A 25,255-nucleotide genomic window follows, 5' to 3' on the forward strand; every position below is an offset into this window, starting at 1 on the left:
TAAACCGTGGGAGGTGAACGCCCGGCTATAGTAACCAGTGTAAAAAGCTGTAACAAGAAAATTTTATATCCTTTCGTCGGATTAAAAGCATTGTAAGTCCTTAAATAACCACATGTTTTTTAAGGTAGCGACGCATATAAGTGCCACTTTTTGGTGCAACTACCGCCAATATTTCCACTTATAAAAAAGGGTTATTAGTTAAGGCGGCGTGACACTCTTCGACCCGCTCTCCCCCAATTGCTTGCAGGTATCGCGAAGTTCCAGACCCGCGGAGGTGGCCACACTGGCGACCCGCTCAACCTGCCGGCAAAGTGCCAAACGCTCGGCCGCTTCTTCGCGCTGGCGATCCGCCTTGGCATTGAGCTGCATGAAATAGCCCCCGAGCAACCCCGCCACGCAGAGCACGCCAAGCGCAAAATAGCGCAGGCTGTTGGATGAAGGGGGGGTTGCCGGGGTCACGGGCTTACCCTGCCCGGCTCTGTTTTGACAGCAAACCTGGAGCGCCTCGGGCAGCCCCCTCCCGGGACCGGCGTCGCGGCGCGAATAAGCGTGTGCATACCTGCCTCCTCTACCAAGGGAGCAATTGTATGCAAATAGAAACATCGGTTTGTCGTGGTTTTGTAAAGCCTGCACTCGATTACTTGCGTGCCACTTTGTAACGCACGCAATCCTGATAGAAACTCTGGCGAATCGCTTCAGGCTTGAGCCGTGAACGACTGTCATAGGTCTGTTCGGTGATGCCCATGGCCATCATGCGCATCCAGGATTTACTGAACTTGATGGTCTGGATCTTCTGCCGCGCCGCGTACAGCGACACCCCCGACAGCTTGAGTTCCTGGGCCCTGGCGGCCGTGCCGGCGCCCCAACTGCACATGTACTTGTCACCCTCGCGCAGCTCCCGTGCCTGCACGGCAGCCGCGCCGCCGGCCAGGGAGCAGGCGATCAGCATGATTCCAACAGTGCGCATTTGCTTCCTCACCTAACCACCTGAAAATAAAAGCGATTCTGGCGAGAATTTTGTTACAGAGGGGCCATTAAATTGCCTTATCGTCGTGCCATCACCATTGGTAGGTCGCACTCGCCTGCACGGTGCGCTGCGAGCCGTACCAGCACCACGAGTAGGAATAGCACGACGCGACGTACTCTTTATTCGCCAGGTTGGTGGCGTTCAGGGCCAGGCGCAGGTTGTCCTTGAGGTTGGCGATGTTCGGAATGTCGTAGTGCACCGCCGCATCGAACAGGGTGTAGCCCGGCACCTTCAAGGTGTTGGCGGTATCGCCCCAGGACGAACCGACATACCGCGCACCCGCGCCGGCACCGAAGCCCTTGAGGTTGCCATCATGGAAGGTGTAGTCGGCCCACGCCGACGCCGTGTGGCGCGGTACCGCGTAGGTGGTGGTGCCCTCGGCGTTGATGGCCGGGCCTACGCCGATATCGCTGATGGGGGCGTAACGCACGGTGTTATTGGACTTGCTGATGCGGTTATCCAGGTAGGCATAGGCCGCCGTGATGTCCAGGTTGTCATTAAGGCTGGCCTTGCCTTCCAGTTCAAAACCACGGGATTGCACTTCGCCGTCCTGGCTCTGGCAGCGACCGCTGCCGCACAGGTGGGTGGGGTCCGGGTCGGTGGTGAGGACGTTGGTCTGGCGCAGGTCGAAGATCGCCGCCGTGATAAAGCTGTTGCTGCCCGGCGGCTGGTACTTGATGCCGATTTCATACTGCTTGCCTTCGGTCGGCTTGAACACCGAACCGCCGTAACCGGTGCCCGACTGCGGGTTGAACGACTCCGCATAGCTGGCATACGGCGCCAGGCCGTTATCGAAGAGATAGACCAGGCCAATACGCCCGGTAAAGGCCTTGCTGTCCAGGGAGGACTGGCTCTTGGTCCCGGTGCGCAAGGTCTTGGTGGTGCTGTCGGTGCTGGCCCAGTCATAACGACCGCCGAGCAACAACACCCATTTGTCCCACTTCATCTGCTCTTGCAGATAGACCCCGGTCTGTTCGCTGCGCGACGTACCGTCGGTGGTGTACGCCGGTACCGGCACCGCCGCGCCATAGACCGGGTTGAAAATATCCAGGGTCGGCCCGGCGGTATACGTCCCTGAGCCCAACAGGGTGTCGGTGCTGGTGTTCTGGTAGTCGAGCCCCATCAGCAGGGTGTGTTGCAGTGGGCCCGTGTCGAATTTGGCCTGCACCTGGTTATCGAGGGTGTAGGCATCCATGTCGACGTCACTGGCAATGGTGGAACGTCGAATGGTGCGGTAATCCGCCATCAGGTAGTTGCTGTAGAGGCTGCGATAACGCCCTTCGCTGCGCAGGTAACGCGCGTTCTGGCGCACTGTCCAGACATCGTTGAGGTGATGCTCGAAGGCCCAGCCGATGGAGTAGTACTCGCGATCGCTTTTCTCGAAGTTCTTTTCGCCGTCGTAGAAGTCCACGTCGATGCTGCGCCCGGTCGGGCTGTGCAATACCGAGCCCCAGGCCGGCACCGAACCGTAGGACGCGCCCTTGGGGTCCTTCTGGAAATGCCCGAGCAAGGTCAGCGAGGTGTCTTCGTCCGGCCGCCAGGTGAACGCGCTGGACAACGATTGGCGACGGGTTTCGGTGTGTTCGACCTGGCCATCGGCATCGTCGAACAGCCCCGCCACCCGGTAGGAGTACACGCCCTGATCGTCAAGCGGCCCGCTCAAATCGAAGGTGGTGCGCTTTTTGTTAAAGGTGCCGTATTCGACGCCCACTTCATGGAAGGGCGTATCCAGCGGGCGCTTGCTGACCATATTGATCACTCCGCTCGGCGTGCCCTGCCCGTACAGCACCGACGCCGGGCCGCGCAGCACTTCGACGCGCTCCAGGTCAAAGGCATCCTTTTGCGGCAAGGCATCACGGCTCGACGGCATGCGCAGGCCGTCGAGGTAAGTGGCCGGGGCAAACCCACGAATGGTCAATTGGTCGAGACGCGACGCCGTGGCACCGCGGGTTTCCGGGATGACCGCGGCGCTGTAGCGCAGGATCTGGTTGAGGCTCTCGGCGTTCTGCGCACGCATCTGGTCTTTGGTGACGATGGAAATCGACTGCGGAGTCTCGATCAGCGCGGTATCGGTCTTGGTGCCCGACAAACTGCGCGTAGCCACATAACCGGACACCGGCCCGGTAGGGCTTTCGGCCTGGTACGCGCCGCTGATGGTGGTGGCCTGCAACTCCATGGCACCGCCGTTATCCGGGATGGCTTCCAGGCGGTAGCGGTCGGCCGAGAGCTTCAGCGCCTGCAGGCCGCTGCCGGCGAGCAACTGGGTCAGCGCCACGTCGGTGGCGTACTGCCCGCTCAAGCCGTTGCTGCGTTTGCCGCGTGCCAGGCTCGCATCAAACGCCAATACCAGGCCCGCCTGCTCGGCCAGGCTGTTGAGCGCCTGGCTCAAGTCACCGGCCGGAATCTGGAAACTGCGTACAGCGCTGCGGCTTTCTTCGGCGAAGGCGGATTGGACGTTCAGCAACGGCACGGCGGCGAAAGCCAACGCCACTGACAGGGCCAGTGGGTGCAAGGGGCGAGCAAGGCGCGACATGGGAAATCCTGGGTAATAGAGGTTCTATTAACCATGACGGCCAGGTCGGCAAATCGGGCAAGGATGAGAGCAGTTTTTATTTGAGCGGCGTAGATCGGTGTGTTGTGTTTCCCTCATTAACCCCACGCCACCACCAACAACCCCACCCCCAACGCCAGGCACAACGGCGAATAGAACCACGTATCCCACCGCGCAAACCGTGACCCGCCGACTTTCTTGAAAAACCCCACCAACTCCGAATCCCCAATCGCGCGGGCAAACATCAGCAGGGCAATCGCGCTGATTCCCCATTGCAACGCCGCATGGGAGACCGCCGAAAAGTACAGCCCGGCCCGCAGGCACACCAGCAGCGCAATGCCGACCAAGCCCATCGCCACCAGAAAGGTACCCAGCGCCGAGGGCCTGAATGCAAGGCGAGGCCCGCTGGCGAATTCGCCGGGCAGTTGGGGGATGGCGGCGAGGCTGCCGAGTTTGCCGCCGGCAGCCCAGTACAGGTGCACCATGCTGATGCAGGTAAAAATGCCGACGATCCAGCGTGCGATGACAAAGCTCATGGCGGGCGCTCCCAGAAAAGGTGCGAAACAGGATAGTCGCCCTGGGATTTTTTGCAGGCATTTCGTCGGCGGCTGATGGTAAAGTGCCGCCCCATGAAACTCGCCCGCGCCGACCGCTCGCTCATTGCCTGGATGCTCTATTGCTGCGTCCTGTTCAATGTGTTCGCCTGCAGTATCGGTCACGGGCAGATGGTGGGGATGCAGCTCAATGGCATCGGCGGGCAGTTCTGTACCGTCGACCCGCGTACCCAGGCGCCCACGCCGTCCAACTCCAGCGATGAGAACCTGCCGACGCTGGCCAAGGCGTTCGGTTGCCCGCTGTGCTCCACCGGCGGCATGGGCCCGGCGCTCAGTTCCAGCGTGAATGTGGCGGTGTTGCCACAACCCCATGCGCCACCGCCGGCCGTCGTGCTGGCTGCTGACCTCCCTGCCTGCTTCACCTGGCCCACGGCTAACCCGCGCGCGCCGCCCGCCTTCGCCTGATCCCTTTGCTTTCCAATCTGCACTGACCACCGGTTCCACACGGAATGACGGACGGCCGTGCGTTGTTTTCAAGCCAAGTTTTTCAGGATTCAACCATGAAACATCTACCCCTGTTGGCGGGCCTTTTCGGCTGCCTGCCTGTCTGCGCCTGGGCCCTCGAATTGGCTCCGACCACCATTGATGGCGAATCAACTGCCGAACCCGGCCTCACCCTGGATCAATCCAGCGGCGTGGCGTCGCGGCTGGGACTGAGCGTGCGGGAAACCCCGGCATCAGTGGCCATCGCCAATCGCAACGACATCGAACGCCATGGCGCCAAGACGTTCCGCGATGCCGCCAACACCCTGCCCGGCGTCAACGCCAGCGCGCCGCCGGGTTTTGGCGGGTTTGTCTCTTACCGTGGGTTTACCAGCAGCCAGATCACCCAGATGTTCAACGGTATCAATGTCGCCACCGGCCTGGCCCGCCCCGTGGATGCCTGGATCTATGACCGCGTGGAACTGGTGGGCGGCCCCTCCTCCCTGATCAACGGCGCCGGCTCCGTCGGCGGCTCGCTCAACTATGTGACGAAGCTGGCCACCCGTGAGGAGCAGGCCGCCGAAGGTCAGCTCACCTATGGCAGCTACGACACCACCGGCATGGCATTCGGCGTCAATCACGCGCTGACCGAGCCCGGCGCCGAAGTGCAGCATTACGCGCGCCTGGATGTGAGCCGCAACACCAACCACAGCTACATCGACCGCGACCAGCGTGAGGCCTGGAGCCTGGCGTTTTCCCTGCTCAGCGACCTCACCCCCGACCTGTCCCATACCCTGGCCCTGGAATACCAGGATGAACAGGAAGACAGCCCTTACTGGGGCACGCCGGTGCTCAATCCCAAGGCCGGCGAGCTGAAGATCGACAAACACAACCGTTTCAACAACTACAACGTCGCCGACGGCCGCTACGAGCAGCGCACGATCTGGGCGCGCTCGATCATCGACTACCGGATCAACGACAGCACGACGCTGAAAAATACGCTCTACCACCTCGACAGCCAGCGCGATTACCGCAACCTGGAAACCTACCAATACAACGCCAGCAACAGTGCGGTAAACCGCTCGACCGCCTACCAGGTGCGCCACCAGGGCGAACAGCACGGCAACCAGTTCGAACTGCGCCATGACGACCGTCTGTTCGGCCTGTCGACCACCTGGTCCGGCGGTTTTGAGTACAAGGTCAACAGCACCACCAACACGCCGCTGAATGTGCCGGGTAACAGCACCGTGGACCCGAACGGCTTCAACCCCGGGCACTTCTACGACATCCCGCGTACCCGGGAGAATTTTGGCAAGGACAAGACCAATGAGGTCACCACCAAGGCGCTTTTCGTGGAAAACCGCCTGGGCCTTACCGAAAAACTCTCGCTGCTGAGCGGCCTGCGTTACGACGCCATCGACCTGGATGTGACCAACCACCGCGCGATCACGGCCACCAACCCACGGCACGTCAAGCGCCATTGGGAACCGGTGACCGGTCGCGTCGGCCTGACTTACCAGTTCATCCCATCGGCCAATGTCTACGTGCAATACAGCACCGCCGCTGAACAACCGAGTACAACCACCCAGGTGTTCGATGTGTCGACCGGCAAACAATGGGAGATGGGCAGCAAGTTCGACTATCTGGACGGCCGTGGTTCGGCCACCGTTGCTGTCTATAAGATCGAACGCAAGGACTTTGCCGTAACCGACCCGCAGGACCCGACCACGAGCATCCCGGTCGGCGCGCAGTCATCGAAGGGCATCGAGCTGGCCAGTTCATTGCGCATCACGCCCAGGCTGCTGGCGGAAGGCAACGTCGCCTGGGTGGATGCCGAATACGATGAGTTCAACGAGAAAATCGCCAGTGGCGAGGTGGTCTCGCGCAAGGGCAATACACCGACCAACGTGCCCAGGCGCGTCGGCAACCTGTGGTTGACCTATGACTTTGCCGAGGACTGGCAAGGCGGCGTGGATGCGCGCTACGTCGCCGAGGTGTATGCGGACAATGCCAACACCCAGACGGTGCCGGCCTACACGCTGTTCGGGACGTTCCTGCGCTATCAGGTGGATTCACACACCTCGGTGACCGGCCGGGTGCGCAACCTGACCAATGAGGTGTATGCCGAGTTTGCCCATGTGTCCCCGGCGTATTACCTGGGAGCGCCACGGACATTCGAGCTGGCGGTGCAAACCAGATTCTGAAGCGACACTGCAAACAACATGTGGGAGGGGGCAAGCCCTCTCCCACATTATTTTTGATCTCCGCTCAGCAATAAGCGCCGTGCTTACTTCAAGCTGGCTTCGACCTTCTGCGCCACATCCTCGGTCAACCAGGCCTTCCACACCTCAGGATGCTCCTTGAGAAACGCCTGGGCCACCTCCCGGGGCGCGGTGTGGTTCTCGCTCATGGTCGCCAGGGCTTTATTCAGCGGCTCGATCGGAAACTCGACCTTCTCGAAAAACCCGGCAATCTGCGGATGTTCCTTCTGGAACGGCGTGGACACGCCAATACTCAGCTTGGATGCCAACGACCGAGTGGGCTTCGGATCGGGGTTATCCGCATCCGTCAGGGTCTTCCAGGCCTCGGCATCGAACGGTGGCTCTTCCAGCTGGATCAGCTTGTAGCGCCCCATCAACGGCGTCGGCGACCAGTAGTAGAACAACACCGGTTTGCCACGACGGATGGACGAGGCAATTTCGGCATCCAGTGCAGCTCCCGAACCGCTGCGGAAGTTCACGTAGCTGTCATCCAGGCCATAGGCCTTGAGCTTCTGCTTGTTGACCACTTCCGAGGTCCAGCCGATGGGGCTGTTGAGGAAGCGCCCCTTGCCTGGGGATTCGGGGTCCTTGAACACGTCCTTGTAGCGCGCAAGGTCCTTCACGCTCTTGAGGTCCGGTGCCAGGGGCTTGATACCTTTGGACGGATCACCCTTGACCACGTATTCGGGCACCCACCACCCTTCGGTGGCCCCCTTGACCGTATCCCCCAGGCCCACGACCTTGCCTTCGGCCTCGGCCTTGACCCACACCGGGCTGCGGCCGGCCCACTCTTCACCGATGACCTGGATGTCGTTCTTGGCCAGGGCGGTTTCCAGGGTGATGGTGGTACCGGGCAAGGTGTCGGTGGGCAAGTCGTAGCCCTTCTCGACGATGACCCGCAGTATTTCGGTGATCAGGCTGCCGCTTTCCCAGTTCAGGTCGGCAAAGTGCACCGGCGCTGGCGCGGCCGAAACGGGCAGCGAAGCCACTGCTAGACCCAGGGTCGTCAGCGATGCAGCCAACAGCGTTCTCAATCCTTTCATGCCCTTGCACCTCGCGATGTCGCAGCAAACAACGAACGGCTTTGCTGCCTATGCGCGAAGCCTCTGAATAGTTAAGTCAACTCAACTGTAGTAGAGGTTCCGGGAGATAGGAGATGTTCGCAGTATTTACCGATTATTCACTGGCCTTGAACGTCACCAGCTCACCCTTGCGCCATTTGGCGGCCTTGCCGGTCACGGCCTTGAGGGTCTTGGTCAGGCCTTCCTGCAGTTGTTCATTGGCGGCAAACACCAGCATCACACTGTGGCCTTCCTTGAAAACGATGCCCTGGCCCTCGGGCGAGGACACAAAGGCATAGTCGCCCAAGCCATACACCGTCAACTTGATGTCGCGGAACTTGAGTTCGAACTTGCCACCTTCGCGACTGGGCAATACCGCAGCACGGAAGTGGTCGCCCACCTTGAGCTCCAGACGGGGTTTGTCATCCACAACCATTGCCGCTTCGGTATCGATTTCGGCGATATAGATACCTTCCGGCGTCTGCTCGGTGATGTAAACAAAACGGGATTGAAACTGCTTGACCAACTTTGCGCGCAAATCACCCAGCACGAACAACGCGTGCATATCCAGATTACTGACTGCCAAGGAAACGCCCCCACATCGAAATAAAGCACTGACCGCCAGAGCGGGCAGCACAAAGAAACGGCCATCTCGGCACGATCACACAACACATTCATTGAAAAACTGAAGAAGACCCCGTTGCTGCGCCCAAAGCCCCGGACAGGCATGCACGATTGACCTTGTGCAGGGACATCAGGCATCGCAGGAAATCACAGGTTCAATAACCGGAGAATACCGGTCGACCCGCTTCAGAGAATAACACTATTAAAAACGCAGTTTCCGACAGCTCATATAAACAAAAACATCTCGGCGTGGAACCAGACGCCGACTGCCGACAACAATACTAAAACAGCGACACGGGTCAAAACCACCTGTAACGCTGCTGGTGGGTCAACAAGATCGATCGACAGGAGCTGACCATGCAACGACGCCAATACGACGCTACGTCTTCCCGCACTCGCTCATCATGTCAGGACGAACAGCAATACTACTGCTTACGCAGTCCCAACGGGTACCCCAATTCGGTTCTTTACCAAGTTGTACCCGCCGGAAGAAACTTCTTCCATATCCGCGAAGTCACCAGTGGCAGGATCAAAGGCTTTCGCAGCGACCACATCGAGGCCTGCGAACTGGCCAAGCGGCTGGAGGCCTCACTGCACGGCGGAATCGTTTCGTCACCCGGATGACTTTACTGCGCCGCCGCCCTTCAACAACTGCCATACTGGCCTGTCCATTGGAATTTGCCCCCGCACGGGCCAGGTTTCATCAGTGCTGTTGGTTACCTCGAAGGGAAGGCGATACGTGACGGAATTTGATATTGGCGAATTTTTCATCCATGGCGACGCAAGGGAAGTAGACGGTGAGTTTCAAGCAGTGATCGTGATGCGCGCCAAGCCGCCGTTGACCACCGTCACCACGCACCAGGTCGAAAAAGACCGTTGGTTCAAGACCCTCGATACTGCCGCCAGCGCCGGAAAAGAATCCGCCCAGGCACTCAAGGCTGCAGTGGATTCAGGGGCACTGACCTCCTGACAATCCGATCGAACTCTACCGCGCCACAAGCCTCCCATGCATAACGATCCCGAAACCCGCACGGAGACTGACATGGACGCGCCAATACCGACACTCGAAACGTTATTTGAACAACTGGGCCTGGACTCAACCCCCGAAGCTATCGACGCCTTCATTGTCGCGCACCCGCTGAGTGACGACGTCAAGTTGATCGACGCGCCGTTCTGGACGCCGCAGCAGGCACAGTTCCTCAAGGAAGAACTGCGTGAAGACGCCGATTGGGCCATGGCGGTGGATGAGCTGAACCAGCGCCTGCATCAACCGCAGTAATCCACACAATGCCGGCTGCCTGGGCGCAATAGCGCTAGCCAGGCAGCTGGTATTTCCCCGCCTCACAGACAACAACACGCCCTAGCCCGCAGCCTTCGCTCCCTCCGGCTTATACCCCAGGCGCAGGCCACCCCAATGCCGCCCCCGGACCATGATCGGCACCGACAAGTCGTGCATCAACTCGCCGGTATCGCGGGTGTAGGTCTGCAATAGCATCGCTTGCTGGTGGCTGCCGCAGCGGATCCCGGTGCGGTCTTCGAACTTGCGCTTGGTGCGGTTCTGCACCGCGTCGACCTGAGCATCGCCGGTCAGCGCCTGGGAAAACGCCTTGTTGTGCGTCGGCACATAGCCCTGGGGCGTGCAGGCAATGGCAAACACCAAACCTTCATGGCGTGGCAACAGCGCTTCCTGGATGGCCGGCAGCACTTGGTCGGTGTAACCATCGAAACGGCTGTGGTACTTGCTCGGGCTGGTGTTGGGGATCAAGGTGTAGCTGCGGTCGAACAAGTCATCCAGGCTGATGCGGTTCTGCTGTACATCGGCTTCGAATTGCGCGGCAATCCGGCTCGCGCCTTCGCGCGCCAGGTCGTAGATGCGCTGGTGATAGTCATCCAGCCCGACTTCCGCCAGGCGCTCACTGATCGTTTCGGCCTGCCCTTCCATCTGCACAGCGGCATCGGCCAACTGGCGGGTCTGCTGGTCGCTCACGATAAGATCGCTGCGCATTTGCTCCACGGCATGGAACAGGCTGTCGAGTTGGGCGCGGTTGGTGTCGGTGCCCTGGGCGATTTCATTGACCTGGCCTTCCACGCCCGCCGCCAGGCCGGCAATGTTCTCCAGGTGCTCGCCCGCGTGCTCCACCTGCTCGACACCGGTGTGCAAGTCTGCCGAGAGCTGGCGAATCTGCTCAACTACCTGGGCAGTGCGTTGCTGGATATCCGCCACCATCACCCCGACTTCATCGGTGGCCGTGGCCGTGCGGCCCGCCAGCCCACGCACTTCATCCGCCACCACGGCGAACCCGCGACCGTGCTCACCAGCCCGCGCCGCTTCAATCGCGGCGTTGAGCGCCAACAGGTTGGTCTGGCTGGCGATGGACTGAATCACCAGGGTCACCCGCTGGATTTCTTCACTGCGTTGGCTCAGGGCTTCAATCAACTCCCGACTGGCATTGGCGCGCTGGCTGAGCTGATGCATACGAATGATCGACTGGGCCAGCACTTCACGGCCTTCAGTGCTGCGCTGATGGGCCTGGCTGGCCGCCTGCAGGGCCTCGCGACTGAGTTGGGAGGTGACCTTTTCAGTGCTGATCATCACCTCCGCACTGCTGACGATCTGCTTGGCCGCGCCCAATTGCGATTGCACACGAGCCGCCAGTTGCTTGACCGAATAGGCGACGCCGGCAGCGGACAGTGCGTTGTGGCTGGTGGTATACGACAGATCGCGGGTCAGCTCGCCAATGGCATCGGCAGTAGCGGGCGGTGCCGTGCGGGAGGTGCGGTTCATAAGGCGTGGCAGCCAGATCACCAGCAAGGCAATGGGCAGGCAGAGGTAGATCGGCAGGCTGGCAAACGTCAGGCCCAGCAGTACCAGCACCAGGGCGGCGCTCTGCAGGAGCGGCATCAACCAGCCGGGCAAACCGCGCACCACCGGTTGCGGTGGCACTGCTGCGCCCATCAGAGATCCATCTCCAGCCATTGTCTTTACCCCACTGTTTGTCATTTTTGTCCCTGCATTAAACGCCACTATCCAGCCATTATCCATGGGCCTTTAGTGGGGTAGCTTGCAGCAGATCAATAGACGGGGCGTAACGGGTCTTTCTCCGGGGAACCGCCCAGGCGATCCCCCAGCTTCAGCGCATCAGGCTTGGCGCTGGTGCTTGTCGATCTGCTCGTGGCGCTCTTGCGCTTCGATGCAGTACTTGGTGGTCGGGCTGATCAGCAGGCGCTTGAGGCCGATAGGCTCGCCGCTGTCATCGCACCAGCCGAAGGAGTCTTCCTTGATGCGTTCCAGTGCACGCTCGAGCTGCGGCAGCATGCGCTGGTCGCGGTCGATGGCGTTGACCAGCCAGGTGCGTTCTTCTTCAACGGACGCGGCGTCGGCCGGGTCGGCCGGGGTGTCCAGGCTTTCAATGGCGATGCGGTTCTGCTCAATGCGCTCGTGGTGTTCCACCTTCATGTCCTGCAGCAACTTCTCGAAAAAAGCGTGCTGTTCGGCATTCATGTAGTCATCCGCCGGCATGGCCAGCAACTTTTCCTTTGTCATTGATTTCTCTATAAAAAATACGTGCATTAAGGCGAATAAGGGAGCGTTCCGGTCGACCCCTGCAGGTCTCGGAAAGGCGCCATCCATTCCAAGCGCCACCCGGCACTCAATTTACGAGGGGCGGCAGTCTAAGGCCGACTTGAGGGCACAGCAACTGAAATGACAGGCATTTTTTCCGATATAACCCCCAAAGGCACCAGGACGGGCTTGGCGAATGGTCATCGGAGTGCGTTTATAGCAGGAAAGTTCGTACAGCAGCTATAAGCCGCAGGCTGCAAGCGACAAGCTGTAGAGCTCATCGAACTTGCAGCTTGCAGCTTGCAACTCAGCGCTTGAGCTTGCGCTTGTTGCGGTACTGGTCGATCACCACCGCCACCACAATGATCAGGCCCTTGATGATGTCCTGGATATACGCATCCACCCCGACAAAGGTAAACCCGCTGGCCATCACCCCAAGGATCAGTGCGCCGATCACGGTACCGGTGATACGCCCTACCCCGCCCGCCAGGCTGGTGCCGCCGATCACCGCGGCGGCAATCGCATCCAGCTCATAGGACATACCCATGCCCGCCTGGCCGGTGGCGGCGCGTGCCGAGGCCACCACGCCGGCCAGACCGGCGAGCAACCCGGCGATGCTGTAGACGATGATCAGGTGGCGCTTGACGTTGATCCCCGAGGTCCGCGCCGCCTGCATATTGCCGCCGATGGCGTAGGTGTACTTGCCGTACTTGGTGTAGCGCAGGGCGATATGGAAGATCACCGCCACCACCAGGAAAATGATCACCGGCATCGCGCCATGACCGATGGCCGTGTACGAATCCGAGAGCATGCTCACCGGCTGGCCTTCGGTGTAGTAGCGCGCCAGGCCACGAGCCGAGACCATCATGCCCAGGGTCGCGATAAACGGCGGAATACCGGTGACGGCGATGATGCTGCCGTTGATCGCCCCCGCCAGCAGCCCCACACCCAACCCCATCGCCACCGGAATCCACACCGGCAAGTCCGTCAGCGAAGGGAACACCGCCCGGGAAAAGTCGGAGGTTTGCGCCAAACTGGCGGCGATCATCGCCGACAGCGCCAGCACCGAGCCCGACGACAAGTCGATCCCCGTGGTGATGATCACCTGGGTCACCCCGATGGCCAGCAGGCCGATGATGGACACCTGCAGGATCATCAGCACCAGGCGCTGGGAGTTCATCAGGAAGCTCTGGTCCCGCACGATCCAGCCAAACAGCTCAAACACCAGGCCGATGCCGATCAGCACCAGGAAGATGCTCAGCTCGGTGGGCAAGCGCCGACGGTGCTTGACCGGGGCCGTGGCAGGCTTGTTGTCCGTTATTGCGTTCATAGCCAATCACCTTCTTATTCTATGGCGCGGGCCAACCGCAGGCCCGCGCGGCTGTTCGTCAGTGGACCGCGGTCATACCGGAGGCCAGCTGCATGACTTTTTCCTGGGTCGCATCGGCGCGGTCCAGGGTGCCCATCAGTTCGCCTTCGTGCATCACCATCACCCGGTCGCTCATGCCCAGCACTTCAGGCAGCTCGGAGGAAATCATGATCACCGCCATGCCTTCGCTGGCGAGGAAGGCGATCAAGCGATAGATCTCGGCCTTGGCCCCTACGTCGATGCCCCGGGTCGGTTCATCGAGGATCAGCAAGCGTGGGTTGGTCATCAACCAGCGCGCCAGCAAGGCTTTCTGCTGGTTGCCGCCGGACAGGGTGTCGATGCACTGCTCCAGGGACGGCGTCTTCACCCGCAGTTTCTTGCACATGTCCTCGCACAGGGCGCGCAAGGCTTTCTGCTGGATAAAACCGTTGCCCGAATAGTGCGGCAGCACGGCCATTTCCATGTTTTCCAGCACCGACAGGCAGGGGAACAGGCCACTGAGCTTGCGGTCCTCGGTCAACAGCGCAAAGCCTTTTTCGATGGCCATGTGCGGGTCGCTGATGCGCACCGCCTCGCCATCCAGGGTGATCTGCCCACCGCTGCTGGGGGTGATGCCGAAAATGGTTTCCGCCACATTGGTACGCCCCGAGCCCATCAGCCCGGCGATGCCGAGGATCTCACCGGCATGCAGGTCGAACGACACGCCCTTGAATACCCCGTCCAGGCGCAGGTCGCGCACCGACAGCAGCAGCTCGCCAATGGGCGTCTCGCGCACCGGGAACAACTGGCTCAGCTCACGCCCCACCATCATCGAGATCAGGCTGTCACTGTTCATGCTGTCGGCGCGTTGCAGGCCGATGTACTGGCCGTCGCGGAACACCGCCACTTCATCGGCAATGGCGAACACTTCGTTCATTTTGTGCGTGATGTAGACGATGCCTTTGCCCTGGGCCTTGAGGTCGGCAATGATCGAAAACAGGTGGGCCACTTCCTTCTCGGTAATGGCCGATGTCGGTTCATCCATGATCAGGATGTCGGAGTCATAGGACACAGCCTTGGCAATCTCGACCATCTGCCGCTCGGCGATGCTCAGGTTGCCCACGTGTTCCTCGGGGTCCAGGTTGATGCGCAGGCGCGCCAGCAACTCGGCGGTGCAGCGGTGCATTTCGCGGTGGTTGACCATGTGCAGGCTGTTGAGCTGCTCGCGGCCGATCCAGATATTCTCGGCGATGCTCATGTGCGGCATCAGGTTGAGCTCCTGGTGGATCATCGCGATCCCGGCTTTCTGCGCCGCCAGCGGCGTGTCAAACACGATGGGCTTGCCGCGCAGGCGGATTTCACCGGCGTCGGGCTGGTAGATGCCGGCGATGATTTTCATCAAGGTCGACTTGCCCGCACCGTTCTCGCCCATCAGCGCCAGCACCGTACCGGGGCGAACACGCAGTTGTACGTCGGCCAGGGCCACGACGCCGGGAAAGCCTTTGCTGATGTTGACGATTTCCAACAGGTAGGGTTCGTCCAGCGGCAACGGCTGGATCCCGGGAGGCTGCGAGACAGTGGCTTGAGCGAGCATAAGACGGTACTCCATCAGCAGGGCGGGCACGACCGCCCTGCCGGTTCATTGTTGTTATGTCAGGGCTACTTGAACGTGGCGACGTTTTCCGGGGTGATCAGCTGGAACGGGATGATCACGTTCTGCTCGACCGGTTCCTTCCTGGCCATCTTGCGCGCCGCTTCCACCGAGCCCACCGCCTGGCCCTTGGCGTCCTGGAACGCGGACGCGGCCATGTCACCCTTGGTGATCGCATTCAAGCCATCCGGCGTACCGTCGACCCCCGCGATCAGCACACTGCCCTTTTCCTTGCCGGCCGATTTCAGCGCCATGGACGCACCGATGGCCATCTCATCGTTGTTGGCCAGCACCGCATTGAACTCGCGGCCCTGGGTCAGCCAATCGTTGACCAGGGTCATGCCCTTGTCCCGCAGCCAGATACCGGTCTGTTCCTGTTCGATCTTGATGTCCGGGTACTTGGCCAACACTTCCTTCACGCCCTTGGTGCGGTTGGTGGTGGAGTTGTTCGCCAGGTCGCCCAGCAGGATCACGATCTTGCCCTTGCCGCCAAGTTTCTCAGCGATGTATTGCATTTGCAGCTTGCCGGCCTCGACGTCATCGGAGGTCACAGCCACCACGTCCTTGGGCAAGTCCTTCTGGTCGGGACGGCGGTTGACGAACACCAGCGGGATGCCGGCCTTGGTCGCGGCATTGATGATGTTCTTGGTAGAAGCCGTGTCGACCGGGTTGACGATAATGGCGTCGACTTTCTGGCTGATGAAGTTCTCCACCTGGCTCAGTTGCTTGACCACATCGGCACGGGCGTCTTCGAACTGCAGCTGCACGCCGTCACCCTTGGGATAGGACTTGGCCTGCTTGTCCATGTCTTCGCGCAGGTAAGTGAGGAAGGTGTCATCGAAGGCGGACATGCTCACGCCGACCTTGATGTCGGCGGCACTGGCAACACCGCTGGCCAGCAGCATGGATAAAGCCAGCGCGGTAAAACGGATCGGGGTCTTCATGAACGGTCTGTCTCCACTTTCTTGTTGGTTTTTTGGACGTTGCGTTTATCAGAGCTCGGCAGGCACGCGTACGACCGGTGCGCCTGGAATGCAGCAGACCAGGGCGCCCTGGTTTTCGACGCACAGCACATTAAGGAAGGAGAAGTAGAACGGCCGGGCGCGGGGCAGGCCGCGGGGCGTGTGGGCAGGGCGTAAAACTCGCAGTACAGCGTTGAAGATTTTCATCTGACGGTACCTGGTTGTTTTTGATCTTGTTTTTGTTGAGTCGTGCGAATCGAGTCCGAACGTACTTTATGCAACCTGGAAAAGACTTTATTGGAAAATAATTTCCATATCAACCTGTTTTAGAATTTTATTCTATTTTTGTTGAAACCACCTGCTGGCGCTCGGCGCTGAGGCGTGCGGCGTCCAATATACGCGTGGTTTCCAGCGCGTCATAAGCGTCCACGGGCAACGGGCCCTGCCCGTTTACCGCCGCTTGCAACTGGCGATGGAACTGGGTCCAGCAGCCCTTCTCCGACGGCACTCGCTCACGTTCCGGCCCCTGTTCGAACCAGCCCCAACGGCGATGTTCTTCTGCGCCCCAGTGCTCGCCCTCGGTTTTCGGCGACTTGCCGGCCATCAGCGCCTCTTCCTGGCCATCCAGCCCGTCCACGGTGTAGCAACCCGAGGTGCCACTGACGCGAAAACGCGGGGCCTGGCTGTTCTGCAGGGCGTTGCCCCACAAATGGGAAACCACCCCGTTGGCGTGGGTCAGGGAGACAAAGAAGCCGTGGTCGACAGTGGGGTATTCAGGGGTGAACTGTAACTGCGCAAAGACCCGGTCCACCGGACCGAACAGTTGCAGCGCCTGGTCCACCAGGTGGCTGCCCAGGTCGCGCAGCCAGCCGCCGCCGCTGGCATTGCCCACGGCCTGCGGGCTGTAGCGCTCGACGCGGGATTCAAAGCGGGTGATCTCGCCCAGGGCACCGGCGTCGATCAATTTGCGCAGGGTCAGGTAGTCCGAGTCCCAGCGCCGGTTCTGGTAGACGCTGAGCAACACCTCATGGCGCTCGGCGGCCGTGATCAGCGCCTGGGCCTGTTCGGCGTTGGCGGCAAAGGGTTTGTCGCTGACCACCGCCACGCCGTGCTCGATGGCTTCCAGCACCAACGCCGGACGGCCCTTGAGGGTGGTGGAAATCACCAGGGCATCGACACCGGCTTCGACAATCTGGCCGATGCTGTCAAAGGCCTGGACGCCGGGGTGGTCGGTTGCCAGTTGCTGGCGACGTTCGGGTGAGCGGGTGACGACACCGACAAACGTCGCCCCCGGCAAAGTTGCAATCAGCGGCGCATGAAAGAAGCGCCCTCCGTGGCCATAGCCGACAAGTCCGATTCTCATGATCAACTCCTGAATTGAATTGGAAACCAATCAACTGTGGGAGGGGGCTTGCCCTAATGCCAGTCAGTTAAGCGTACATCGCCTCCTGTAGGAGCGAGCTTGCTCGCGAAAAACGTCAACGATGACGCGTGCTTCCTGAATGAACGCGGCGCCTGTGAGTTTTTCGCGAGCAAGCTCGCTCCTACAAAAAGCCTTAAATGACTGGCATTAGGGCTTGCCCCTCCCACATTGACCGAGTGTTAACCGTAGAAGTGCGGGCGATCCGGCAGGCTGACCTTGACGATCTGCTCACTGCCCTGGGCCTCGATACACGCATCCGCCGCCACCGCCGCTGCAAAGCCATCCCACGCCGACGGCCCACCGACTTGACCAGCACGCACGCTATCGATGAAGGCCTGCAACTCCACGTCATAGGCCCCGATAAAACGGTCCTTCCAATCCATCAGGATCGCATTCGACAGCTTGGCACCGCTGCGCAGCTGTACCTGGGACGGCTCCGGCAATTTGGCGATGCCGGTCTCCCCCACCACTTCGCACTGGATGTCGTAGCCGTACTGGCAGTTCACAAACACTTCCACATCGATACGGGTGCCCTTGGCGGTTTCCAGCAGCACGATCTGCGGGTCGCGCAGATGGGCCAGGGCCTTGCTGGTCTTGCGCGGGAACACCACCTGCACCGACACGTAGTCGTCGTTGAGCAGCCAGCGCAGGACATCCAGCTCGTGAATCAGGGTGTCGGTAATCGCCATGTCGGTCTTGTAGTTCTCGCCCACCGTCGGGTTGCGGTGCGCGCAGTGCAGCATCAACGGCTCGCCGATCTGGCCGCTGTCGATCACCGCCTTGAGGGCGCGATAACCTTCGTCATAGGGGCGCATAAAGCCCACTTGCACCAGGCGCTTGCCGTAGGCCACTTCGGCGTCGACGATCCTGCGGCAGCCTTCAGCCGTCACCGCCAGGGGCTTCTCACAGAACACCGGTTTGCCGGCGGCGATGGCGGCGAGCACGAACTCCTCGTGGCTCGGGCCCCAGGACGTGACCAGGATCGCCTCGACCTGCGGCGAGTTGATCAGCCCATGGCCATCCGCGTACACCTCGGCATCCAGCTTCAACTCCGCGACCACCTTGGCGGCCTGCTCAAGGTTGATGTCGGTCACCGCCACCACCTGGCTGTTGAGCAGGGTCTGGCTGCAACGACGAATATGATCACGGCCGATGGCGCCGGTACCGATTACACCAAGCTTCAAAGACATACAAACGCTCCTCTTGTTATTAGTACTGCCGGGCCTTGGCCAGGTGTTCATTGAGTTTTTTTGCCGCCGCGTTGGTGCGTTCGCTGGTGGACACCTGCGCCACCCCCACCCGCCACCACGACAGGTAGCCGTGGACCATGGTCTTGGGCAGCACCTTGATGTCGATCAGGGTCGAGACGCTTTGCGTGCGCGCATCGGCCAGGGCCGCTTCCAGCTGCTCCACCGTGCTGACCTTGTAGGTCTTGCAGCCATAGGCCGCCGCACTCATGGCGAAATCCACCGGCACCAGGCCGCCGTCGAGCTTGCCGCTCTCGGGGTTGCGGTAGCGGAACTCGGTGCCGAAGCTGTCCATGCCGTTGCCGATCTGCAGGTTGTTGATGCAACCGAAGGCCATGTTGTCGAGCAGTACCACGTTGATCTTGCGGCGCTCCTGGATCGAGGTGGCCAGCTCCGAGTGCAGCATCATGTAGGAGCCATCGCCGACCAGCGCATAGACCTCCTTGGTCGGCTCGGCGAGCTTCACGCCGAGGGCGGCGTTGATCTCATAGCCCATGCACGAATAACCGTACTCGACGTGGTAGGTGTTGACGCCCTTGCTGCGCCAGGCACGCTGCAAGTCGCCGGGCAGGCTACCGGCCGCGGCGACGATGATCGCGTCGTCGGCCAGGCTCTGGTTGAGGACGCCGAGCACCCGGCTCTGGGTCAGGCACGAGCCGGTCAGTTCGATAAATTCACGCAGCACGGCGCGGTCCAGGTGGTCGTCGACTTCCGGTACGAAATCATCGCCGTGGTACTCGACCTGATGCACACGGTCCACTTCGGCGTCCAGCTGCGCCTTGGCGTCGGCGATCTGCTCGCCCCAGCCGGAACGGTAATCACCAAGGGCATCGGCCAGCGCTTCGAGGGCGACCTTGGCGTCGGCCAGCACCTGCACGCCGTCGAGTTTCAAGGCGTCGCAGGGGCTGATATTGAGGTTGAGAAACTTCACCTCGGCATGCTTGAACAGCGATTTCGACGAGGTGGTGAAGTCGGTGTAACGGGTGCCGATGCCGATGATCAGGTCGGCCTCGGGCGCCAGCAGGTTGGCGGCCAGGCAGCCGGTTTCGCCGATACCGCCCACGTTCAGTGGATGGCTGGAGACCACCGCGCTCTTGCCCGCCTGGGTTTCGGCGAAAGGAATATCAAAGCGCTCGGCAAAGGCTTGCAAGGCAGCATTCGCACCAGAGTACTTCACGCCGCCACCGCAGATGATCAGCGGCTTGCGCTTGCCCCGGAAAGCCGCCACCCCATCGCCGATCATTGCGTCGGTGGCCGGGCGGCGGTCGATACGGTGCACCCGTTTTTGCAGGAAGTAATCGGGGTAGTCCCAGGCCTCGGCCTGCACGTCCTGGGGCAGCGCCAGGGTCACCGCGCCGGTTTCGGCGGGGTCGGTGAGCACGCGCATGGCATGAATCGCCGCCGTCATCAGTTGCTCGGGGCGGTTGATGCGGTCCCAGTACTTGCTCACGGAACGGAAGGCATCGTTGGTGCTGATGCTCAGGTCGTGAAACTGCTCGATCTGTTGCAGCACCGGGTCGGGCTGGCGGCTGGCGTAGACATCGCCGGGCAGCAACAGCAACGGGATACGGTTGGCGGTGGCGGTCGCCGCAGCGGTGAGCATATTCGCCGCACCTGGGCCGACGGAGGCGGTGCAGGCGTAGATCTTGCGGCGCAGGTGCTGCTTGGCAAAACCGATGGCGGCATGGGCCATGCCCTGCTCGTTACGACCCTGATGCACCACCAGGTCGCCGCTGTCCTGCTCCAGGGCCTGGCCCAGGCCCAGCACATTGCCGTGGCCGAAAATGGTGAACACGCCGGCGACGAACTTGCTCTGCACGCCATCGACTTCGATGTACTGGTTGTCCAAAAACTTTACCAGGGCCTGGGCCATGGTCAGTCGGGTGGTGGTCATGTCGCGCCCCTTATCGTTTCTGCAGGTGGGCGATGCTTGCCCCCAAGGCCTGCTGGATATCCGCCAGCTCGTGCACGCTTGTCGCAAACGGTTCGAACGACAGGTAGCCGCTGTAACCGCTGCTGAGCAAGGTGTCGATCTGCGCGGCATTGCCGAGGATATCGCCCTCGCCCACCAGCACGCGGTGGCCGTCGCGGATCGAATTGAGCGGCGCCTGGGCGTCTTCCACGCCGGAGATATGCACCAGCCCGGTCAGTTCCGGGAAGAACTCATGCTCGCTGGCCAGGTGGTGGTGGAAGGTGTCGTGCACCAGGCGGAATACATCCAGGCCGCCGATGGACTGGATCGCATCCACCGCCACGCGCTTGCGGCGCATGGCACATTCTTCAAAGCCCAGGGGCTCGATAAACCCGAGAATCCCGTACTCGCGCAGGATCGGCGCCAGCTGGCTCAACGCGGTGCGCAAACCGGCGGCGCGCTGGGCTTCGTTGCGGGTGTCGCCGGGTTCATTGAACGGGCACATCACCAAGCCTTGCGCACCACATTCGCGGGCATAGGTGGCGAGCGCTATCGCCTGGGCGCGGCGCTCGTCATTCCACACATCAAAGGGGTACAGCGCGTTGATCGACAGCACCGTGATGCCCTGGGCCGCGCACAATTCGCGCACGCGGCCGGCCGGGGCGCCGTATTCGATCTGGCGATCCTTGAGGTCGTTGCGAATCTCGATGGCATCGCATTTCAAGGCCACGGCCAGCTGGATGAAATCCGGCAGGGACAGGTTGGGCGCGACCATACGGTTGAGGGCAAAGCGTAGAAGCGACTTCATTGTTGTTCTCCGTCCAACACCGTTTAAAGGTCCAGCAGCCAGCTGTGCTGCGGGTCGTTGTGGAAATGCCAGGCACGCTTGGGGCCGGCCATCACGTTCAGGTAGTAAGACTCGTAGCCATACGGCACGCTGACCGGGTGATAGCCCTTGGGCACCACCACCAAGTCGCTGTTTTCCACGGCCATGGCCTGGTCGATGCTGCGGTCGTCGGTGTACACCCGCTGGAACACGAAGCCCTGGGGCGGATTGATCTGGTGGTAGTAGGTCTCTTCGAGAAAGCTCTGGTGCGGCAGGTCGTCGGTGTCGTGCTTGTGCGGCGGGTAGCTCGACGAATGCCCGGACGGCGTGCGCACTTCCACCACCAGCAGCGAATGGGCCGGGTCGGTATCCGGCAGGATGTCGCACACGTAACGGGTATTGGCGCCTTTGCCGCGTACGCTGCGCTTGCACTGTTCAGGACGGATCAGGCGTGGCTCGAAACCCGGCGCACCCGGCGCGGCGCACACGGCAATCTGCACGTCGCTCAACGCGGTGACCTGGGCGTCGGTACCCGGCGGCAGGTACGCGGCGAACGGCGATTTGTCCTCGAACACCGACTGGCGATCACCGAGGTTCTGCCAGTTGAAGCCCTCGCCTTCGATATTGACCCGACCGCTGAGCAGCACCAGGCACAACTCCTGATCACCGGCGGTGACCGGCAGGGTTTCACCCAGGCTCAGGCGGTAGGCGGCAAAGCCTACGTACTCCAGGCGGCCCTCTTCCAGGGCAACCATGGTTTGTCCGCGTTTGCTGCTCTTTACCAGCAAGCTCATGGTTTGGTCCTCTCGTTGAGAAGCGTACGCAACGTGTCATAACCCTTTTTTGCATAGACATAGCTGGGCGCCACGGCCGGATCCTGCTCGGCTTCCACCACCAGCCAGCCCGCGTATTTCGCGGCCAGCAGCACATCGAGCAACTCTGCAAAGTCGATATCGCCGTCACCGGGCACGGTGAAGGTGCCGTTGACGATGCAATCGGGGAAGCTCCACATCTGGTTGCGTGCCAGTTGCACCACGGCTTTGCGCACGTCCTTGAAATGCACGTGGCAGACGCGGTCGATATGCTTGCGCAGCACCTCGATGGGTTCGCCGCCGCCCATGTAGCAGTGGCCCGAATCGAACAGCAGGCCGACTTCCGGCCCGGTACGGCCCATCAACTGATCGATGTCTTCAGGCGATTCGACGTACGCGCCCATATGGTGGTGGTAGGCCAGGCGCACGCCCTGGGACAGGGTAAAACGCGCCAGCTCGGTAAGTTTGTCGGCGTAGTCTTGCCAGGCCTGTTCACTGTGGAACCGAGGACGTTCGATCAGGCGAATGCGCGAGCCCTGGATCGAATCGGCCACCTCGCCGTACACCAGCACCTTGGCGCCGTTTTGTTTCAGCAGTTCAACGTGGCCGGCGATGGCCTCGATTTCTTCGGCCACCGAACGACGGGCCAGGCGACTGGAGTACCAGCCGGAGACCAGCGCCAGGTCATAGGGGCGCAGGACGTCGCCGACGCCCTTGGCGTCCTTGGGGAATTTGCCGTTGAGCTCGAAACCTTCGTAGCCGATTTCCTTGCCTTCGCTCAGGGCGGTGCTCAGCGGGGTTTCACCACCGAGGGCCGGAAGGTCGTCGTTGCTCCAGGAGATCGGGTTGATGCCAATTCGGATTGCGGGCATGGCTGCACCTTTATTATTTTCTGGTATCACTGAGATCTGCTTTCTGTGGGAGGGGGCAAGCCCCTCCCACATTGGATTGCATTTCAAATTAAGAACTTGGTTCAGCCTCGGGCACTGCGCCAGGCGTTGATCAACTGCTCAAAGGTCGCTTGGACCTGCTGGATCAACGTCTCATCATCGATCTCCCCCGCCATCCACAAACGGCTCGGTTCCTGGAAGATCGTGCGGCCCACGGCAAACCCACGGCAGGTGCTGCTCTGACTGGCTTGCTGGAAGCCGGCGGCCAGGCATTCGGCCGAGGCATTCAGGCCCAGCAACACCAAGCCACGGCAGTACGGGTCGCGTTCCTGGATCAGTTCGTCGAGCTTTTTCCAGTCCTCGGCCGACTGTGCCTCGATCTTCCACCACGCCGGGTAGATGCCCAGGTTGTACAGGCGCTTGAGGCTGCGGTAGAGCACGTCCGGGTAAGTGGACGGATGATCCTTGGGCGGGATGACCTCCAGCAGCAGTTCATGGCCGCTGGTCACCGACGCCTCGTACACCGCCTTGAGCTGCGCTTCCTGTTCCAGGCGCAGCATGGGCTCGTCGTCGGGGTGGTATTGCACCAGGCACTTGATGACCTGCTCCTGGGGCCAGGCAATCAGGTTGCTGCCGATCGAGCGGCCATGTTCGAACGCCAGGGGCCGCGAGTTCTGCACCTCCACCGGACGCGCGATCCACCAGCCGCGCCCGCTGGCGGCATTGAGCGCGTCCTGGCCGAAGCGCTGGTCGGCCAACAGGCCCACATCGGCTTCGACGCCCTGCTCGGCGAGCTTTTTCTCCACGCGTTCGATGGCCTGGATAAACAGCTGCTTGATCTCGCTGATGCGGGTCAGGTCCTGGCCGCCGCGTTGCGCCAGGTCGACCAGTTGCCAGCGGTGATCGAAGGCAAAGATGAACAGCTGTTTCCAGGCTTTGCGCGGCACAGTGACGCGGTGCAGGCGTTGCAGGGTCGCGTCCTGGTCAGGCCGGGTGATCGGCACCGGGCTGTTGAACAGGTAATCCAGTTCGGCCGGGGTCGGCATGGCCGGCGCACAGGCGTGGCGCGAGACTACGAGACCGCCACAGGCATTGGCCAACTGGCTGCAACGCTCATCGCTGGCGTCATTGATCCAGCCGCTGAGGAAGCCCGACATAAAGGCATCGCCGGCGCCCAGCACGTTAAGCACTTCAACCCGCACGCCAGGGTAGATGGCGCCCTCTTCCAGGCGCGCCGGAATTGCACCGTGGATCACCGTGCAGCCTTGCGGGCCGAGCTTGACCACCAGGGTCGCCGGGGTCAGGTCACGCACGGTGCGCAGGGCGGTGAGCAGATCTTCGCTGCCGCCGGCGATCAGGAATTCTTCTTCGGTGCCGACGATCAGGTCGAAACGCGGCAGGATTTTCTGCACATGCTGGCTGACGTTCTGGTCGGCGACAAACCGGGTTTCACCGTCAGCCTTACCCGCCAGGCCCCACAACACAGGGCGGTAGTCGATATCCAGCACGCGCTTGACGTTGTGCTTGGCCGCATAGTCCAGGGCCTGGAGGCTGGCCTTGTACACGCCGTCGGTGGAGAAATGCGTGCCGGTGATCAGCAAGGCTTTGCTCGAGGCAATAAAGGCTTCGTTGACGTCTTCGGCGCGCAGGGCCATGTCGGCGCAGTTTTCGCGGTAGAACACCAGCGGGAAGGTTTCGCGGTCCTTGAGGCCCAGCAGCACCATGGCGGTGAGGCGTTCCGGGTCGACCTTGATGCCGCTGACATCGCACCCTTCGCGGGCCAGGGATTCCACCAGGAAACGGCCCATATGGTCGTCCCCCACCCGGCTCAACATCGCCGACTTGAGCCCCAGCCGGGCAGTGCCGAACGCGATATTGGCGGAGGAACCGCCGAGGTATTTGGCGAAGCTGGACACGTCCTCAAGCCGCGCACCTACTTGCTGTGCGTAGAGGTCGACGCCCAGGCGCCCGAGGCAAATCAGATCCAATTGACGCCCACTGGCAAAACGAGTCTGGCCCATGCTGGCTCCTGTTATTTTTATCAGCCTGCGTTGTGCCGCC

At 61.3% G+C, this 25,255-nt stretch carries 24 protein-coding genes; 5 read left to right on the forward strand and 19 right to left on the reverse strand.

Features of this window, described 5'->3' with window-relative positions; genetic code table 11:
- Nucleotides 1–198: 198 nt before the first annotated feature.
- The 4 genes from AC07OP_RS02415 to AC07OP_RS02430 form a co-directional block, all read right to left on the reverse strand.
- Nucleotides 199–459 (reverse strand): hypothetical protein, encoded by a 261-nt coding sequence (locus AC07OP_RS02415; RefSeq protein WP_495101637.1) that lies wholly within the window; start codon nucleotides 457–459, stop codon nucleotides 199–201.
- A gap of 178 nt (nucleotides 460–637) precedes the next feature.
- On the reverse strand, nucleotides 638–967 hold the full coding sequence (locus AC07OP_RS02420; RefSeq protein WP_065941186.1) for a hypothetical protein: 330 nt from the start codon (nucleotides 965–967) through the stop codon (nucleotides 638–640).
- Between the two features lie 91 nt (nucleotides 968–1,058).
- Entirely contained in the window at nucleotides 1,059–3,560 is a 2,502-nt protein-coding gene (locus tag AC07OP_RS02425) for a TonB-dependent siderophore receptor (protein ID WP_495101638.1), read from the reverse strand.
- Nucleotides 3,561–3,676: 116 nt separating this feature from the next.
- The gene (locus AC07OP_RS02430; protein ID WP_027606517.1) at nucleotides 3,677–4,114 is read right to left on the reverse strand and encodes a DUF3995 domain-containing protein; all 438 of its coding nucleotides are present in this window, start codon (nucleotides 4,112–4,114) and stop codon (nucleotides 3,677–3,679) included.
- A 93-nt stretch (nucleotides 4,115–4,207) separates the two neighbouring features.
- Between AC07OP_RS02430 and AC07OP_RS02435 the strand changes: the two genes are divergently transcribed.
- On the forward strand, nucleotides 4,208–4,597 hold the full coding sequence (locus AC07OP_RS02435; protein WP_495101639.1) for a DUF2946 domain-containing protein: 390 nt from the start codon (nucleotides 4,208–4,210) through the stop codon (nucleotides 4,595–4,597).
- A gap of 95 nt (nucleotides 4,598–4,692) precedes the next feature.
- On the forward strand, nucleotides 4,693–6,819 hold the full coding sequence (locus AC07OP_RS02440; RefSeq protein WP_495101640.1) for a TonB-dependent receptor: 2,127 nt from the start codon (nucleotides 4,693–4,695) through the stop codon (nucleotides 6,817–6,819).
- A gap of 83 nt (nucleotides 6,820–6,902) precedes the next feature.
- Here AC07OP_RS02440 and AC07OP_RS02445 read toward each other — a convergent pair whose 3' ends face one another.
- On the reverse strand, nucleotides 6,903–7,919 hold the full coding sequence (locus AC07OP_RS02445; protein ID WP_495101641.1) for an ABC transporter substrate-binding protein: 1,017 nt from the start codon (nucleotides 7,917–7,919) through the stop codon (nucleotides 6,903–6,905).
- A gap of 133 nt (nucleotides 7,920–8,052) precedes the next feature.
- Entirely contained in the window at nucleotides 8,053–8,502 is a 450-nt protein-coding gene (locus tag AC07OP_RS02450) for a hypothetical protein (protein ID WP_065941180.1), read from the reverse strand.
- A gap of 416 nt (nucleotides 8,503–8,918) precedes the next feature.
- Here AC07OP_RS02450 and AC07OP_RS02455 point away from each other — a divergent pair, with 416 nt between their 5' ends.
- The 3 genes from AC07OP_RS02455 (at nucleotide 8,919) to AC07OP_RS02465 (ending at nucleotide 9,840) form a co-directional block, all read left to right on the forward strand.
- Complete coding sequence (locus tag AC07OP_RS02455) at nucleotides 8,919–9,185, forward strand: hypothetical protein (protein WP_115486272.1); 267 nt, start codon at nucleotides 8,919–8,921, stop codon at nucleotides 9,183–9,185.
- A gap of 115 nt (nucleotides 9,186–9,300) precedes the next feature.
- Nucleotides 9,301–9,531, forward strand: coding sequence for a hypothetical protein (locus AC07OP_RS02460; RefSeq protein ID WP_065927941.1), 231 nt, complete (start codon nucleotides 9,301–9,303; stop codon nucleotides 9,529–9,531).
- Nucleotides 9,532–9,603: 72 nt separating this feature from the next.
- On the forward strand, nucleotides 9,604–9,840 hold the full coding sequence (locus tag AC07OP_RS02465; protein ID WP_027606523.1) for a DUF2789 domain-containing protein: 237 nt from the start codon (nucleotides 9,604–9,606) through the stop codon (nucleotides 9,838–9,840).
- Nucleotides 9,841–9,921: 81 nt separating this feature from the next.
- Here AC07OP_RS02465 and AC07OP_RS02470 read toward each other — a convergent pair whose 3' ends face one another.
- From AC07OP_RS02470 to AC07OP_RS02530, 13 genes are all read right to left on the reverse strand, one after another.
- Nucleotides 9,922–11,604: a methyl-accepting chemotaxis protein gene (locus tag AC07OP_RS02470; protein ID WP_495101642.1), complete on the reverse strand. Its 1,683-nt coding sequence runs from the start codon at nucleotides 11,602–11,604 to the stop codon at nucleotides 9,922–9,924.
- Between the two features lie 96 nt (nucleotides 11,605–11,700).
- Nucleotides 11,701–12,105 (reverse strand): TraR/DksA family transcriptional regulator, encoded by a 405-nt coding sequence (locus tag AC07OP_RS02475; RefSeq protein WP_003191666.1) that lies wholly within the window; start codon nucleotides 12,103–12,105, stop codon nucleotides 11,701–11,703.
- Between the two features lie 325 nt (nucleotides 12,106–12,430).
- Nucleotides 12,431–13,453, reverse strand: a complete 1,023-nt coding sequence (locus AC07OP_RS02480) for an ABC transporter permease (protein WP_024076018.1) — start codon at nucleotides 13,451–13,453, stop codon at nucleotides 12,431–12,433.
- A 58-nt stretch (nucleotides 13,454–13,511) separates the two neighbouring features.
- Entirely contained in the window at nucleotides 13,512–15,065 is a 1,554-nt protein-coding gene (locus tag AC07OP_RS02485; RefSeq protein WP_495101643.1) for a sugar ABC transporter ATP-binding protein, read from the reverse strand.
- Nucleotides 15,066–15,130: 65 nt separating this feature from the next.
- Nucleotides 15,131–16,066, reverse strand: coding sequence for a sugar ABC transporter substrate-binding protein (locus AC07OP_RS02490; RefSeq protein ID WP_027606526.1), 936 nt, complete (start codon nucleotides 16,064–16,066; stop codon nucleotides 15,131–15,133).
- A 48-nt stretch (nucleotides 16,067–16,114) separates the two neighbouring features.
- A complete protein-coding gene (locus AC07OP_RS02495; protein ID WP_162844258.1) occupies nucleotides 16,115–16,291 on the reverse strand; it encodes a hypothetical protein in 177 nt (58 codons plus the stop codon).
- Nucleotides 16,292–16,418: 127 nt separating this feature from the next.
- Nucleotides 16,419–17,447, reverse strand: a complete 1,029-nt coding sequence (locus AC07OP_RS02500; protein WP_495101644.1) for a Gfo/Idh/MocA family protein — start codon at nucleotides 17,445–17,447, stop codon at nucleotides 16,419–16,421.
- A gap of 239 nt (nucleotides 17,448–17,686) precedes the next feature.
- Nucleotides 17,687–18,697, reverse strand: a complete 1,011-nt coding sequence (gene iolG, locus AC07OP_RS02505; protein WP_027606528.1) for a bifunctional inositol 2-dehydrogenase/D-chiro-inositol 1-dehydrogenase — start codon at nucleotides 18,695–18,697, stop codon at nucleotides 17,687–17,689.
- A gap of 19 nt (nucleotides 18,698–18,716) precedes the next feature.
- Complete coding sequence (iolD, locus tag AC07OP_RS02510; RefSeq protein ID WP_495101645.1) at nucleotides 18,717–20,648, reverse strand: 3D-(3,5/4)-trihydroxycyclohexane-1,2-dione acylhydrolase (decyclizing); 1,932 nt, start codon at nucleotides 20,646–20,648, stop codon at nucleotides 18,717–18,719.
- Between the two features lie 10 nt (nucleotides 20,649–20,658).
- On the reverse strand, nucleotides 20,659–21,474 hold the full coding sequence (locus tag AC07OP_RS02515) for a TIM barrel protein (protein WP_495101646.1): 816 nt from the start codon (nucleotides 21,472–21,474) through the stop codon (nucleotides 20,659–20,661).
- 23 nt (nucleotides 21,475–21,497) lie between these two features.
- Nucleotides 21,498–22,286, reverse strand: a complete 789-nt coding sequence (gene iolB, locus AC07OP_RS02520; protein WP_065927950.1) for a 5-deoxy-glucuronate isomerase — start codon at nucleotides 22,284–22,286, stop codon at nucleotides 21,498–21,500.
- The gene (gene iolE, locus AC07OP_RS02525; RefSeq protein ID WP_141157497.1) at nucleotides 22,283–23,176 is read right to left on the reverse strand and encodes a myo-inosose-2 dehydratase; all 894 of its coding nucleotides are present in this window, start codon (nucleotides 23,174–23,176) and stop codon (nucleotides 22,283–22,285) included. The genes iolB and iolE overlap by 4 nt, the downstream gene beginning before the upstream one ends.
- A 101-nt stretch (nucleotides 23,177–23,277) precedes the next feature.
- Nucleotides 23,278–25,215 (reverse strand): bifunctional 5-dehydro-2-deoxygluconokinase/5-dehydro-2-deoxyphosphogluconate aldolase, encoded by a 1,938-nt coding sequence (locus AC07OP_RS02530; RefSeq protein ID WP_495101647.1) that lies wholly within the window; start codon nucleotides 25,213–25,215, stop codon nucleotides 23,278–23,280.
- Between the last annotated feature and the right edge of the window lie 40 nt (nucleotides 25,216–25,255).

This window comes from Pseudomonas sp. GW821-FHT09D08 (assembly GCF_059416305.1).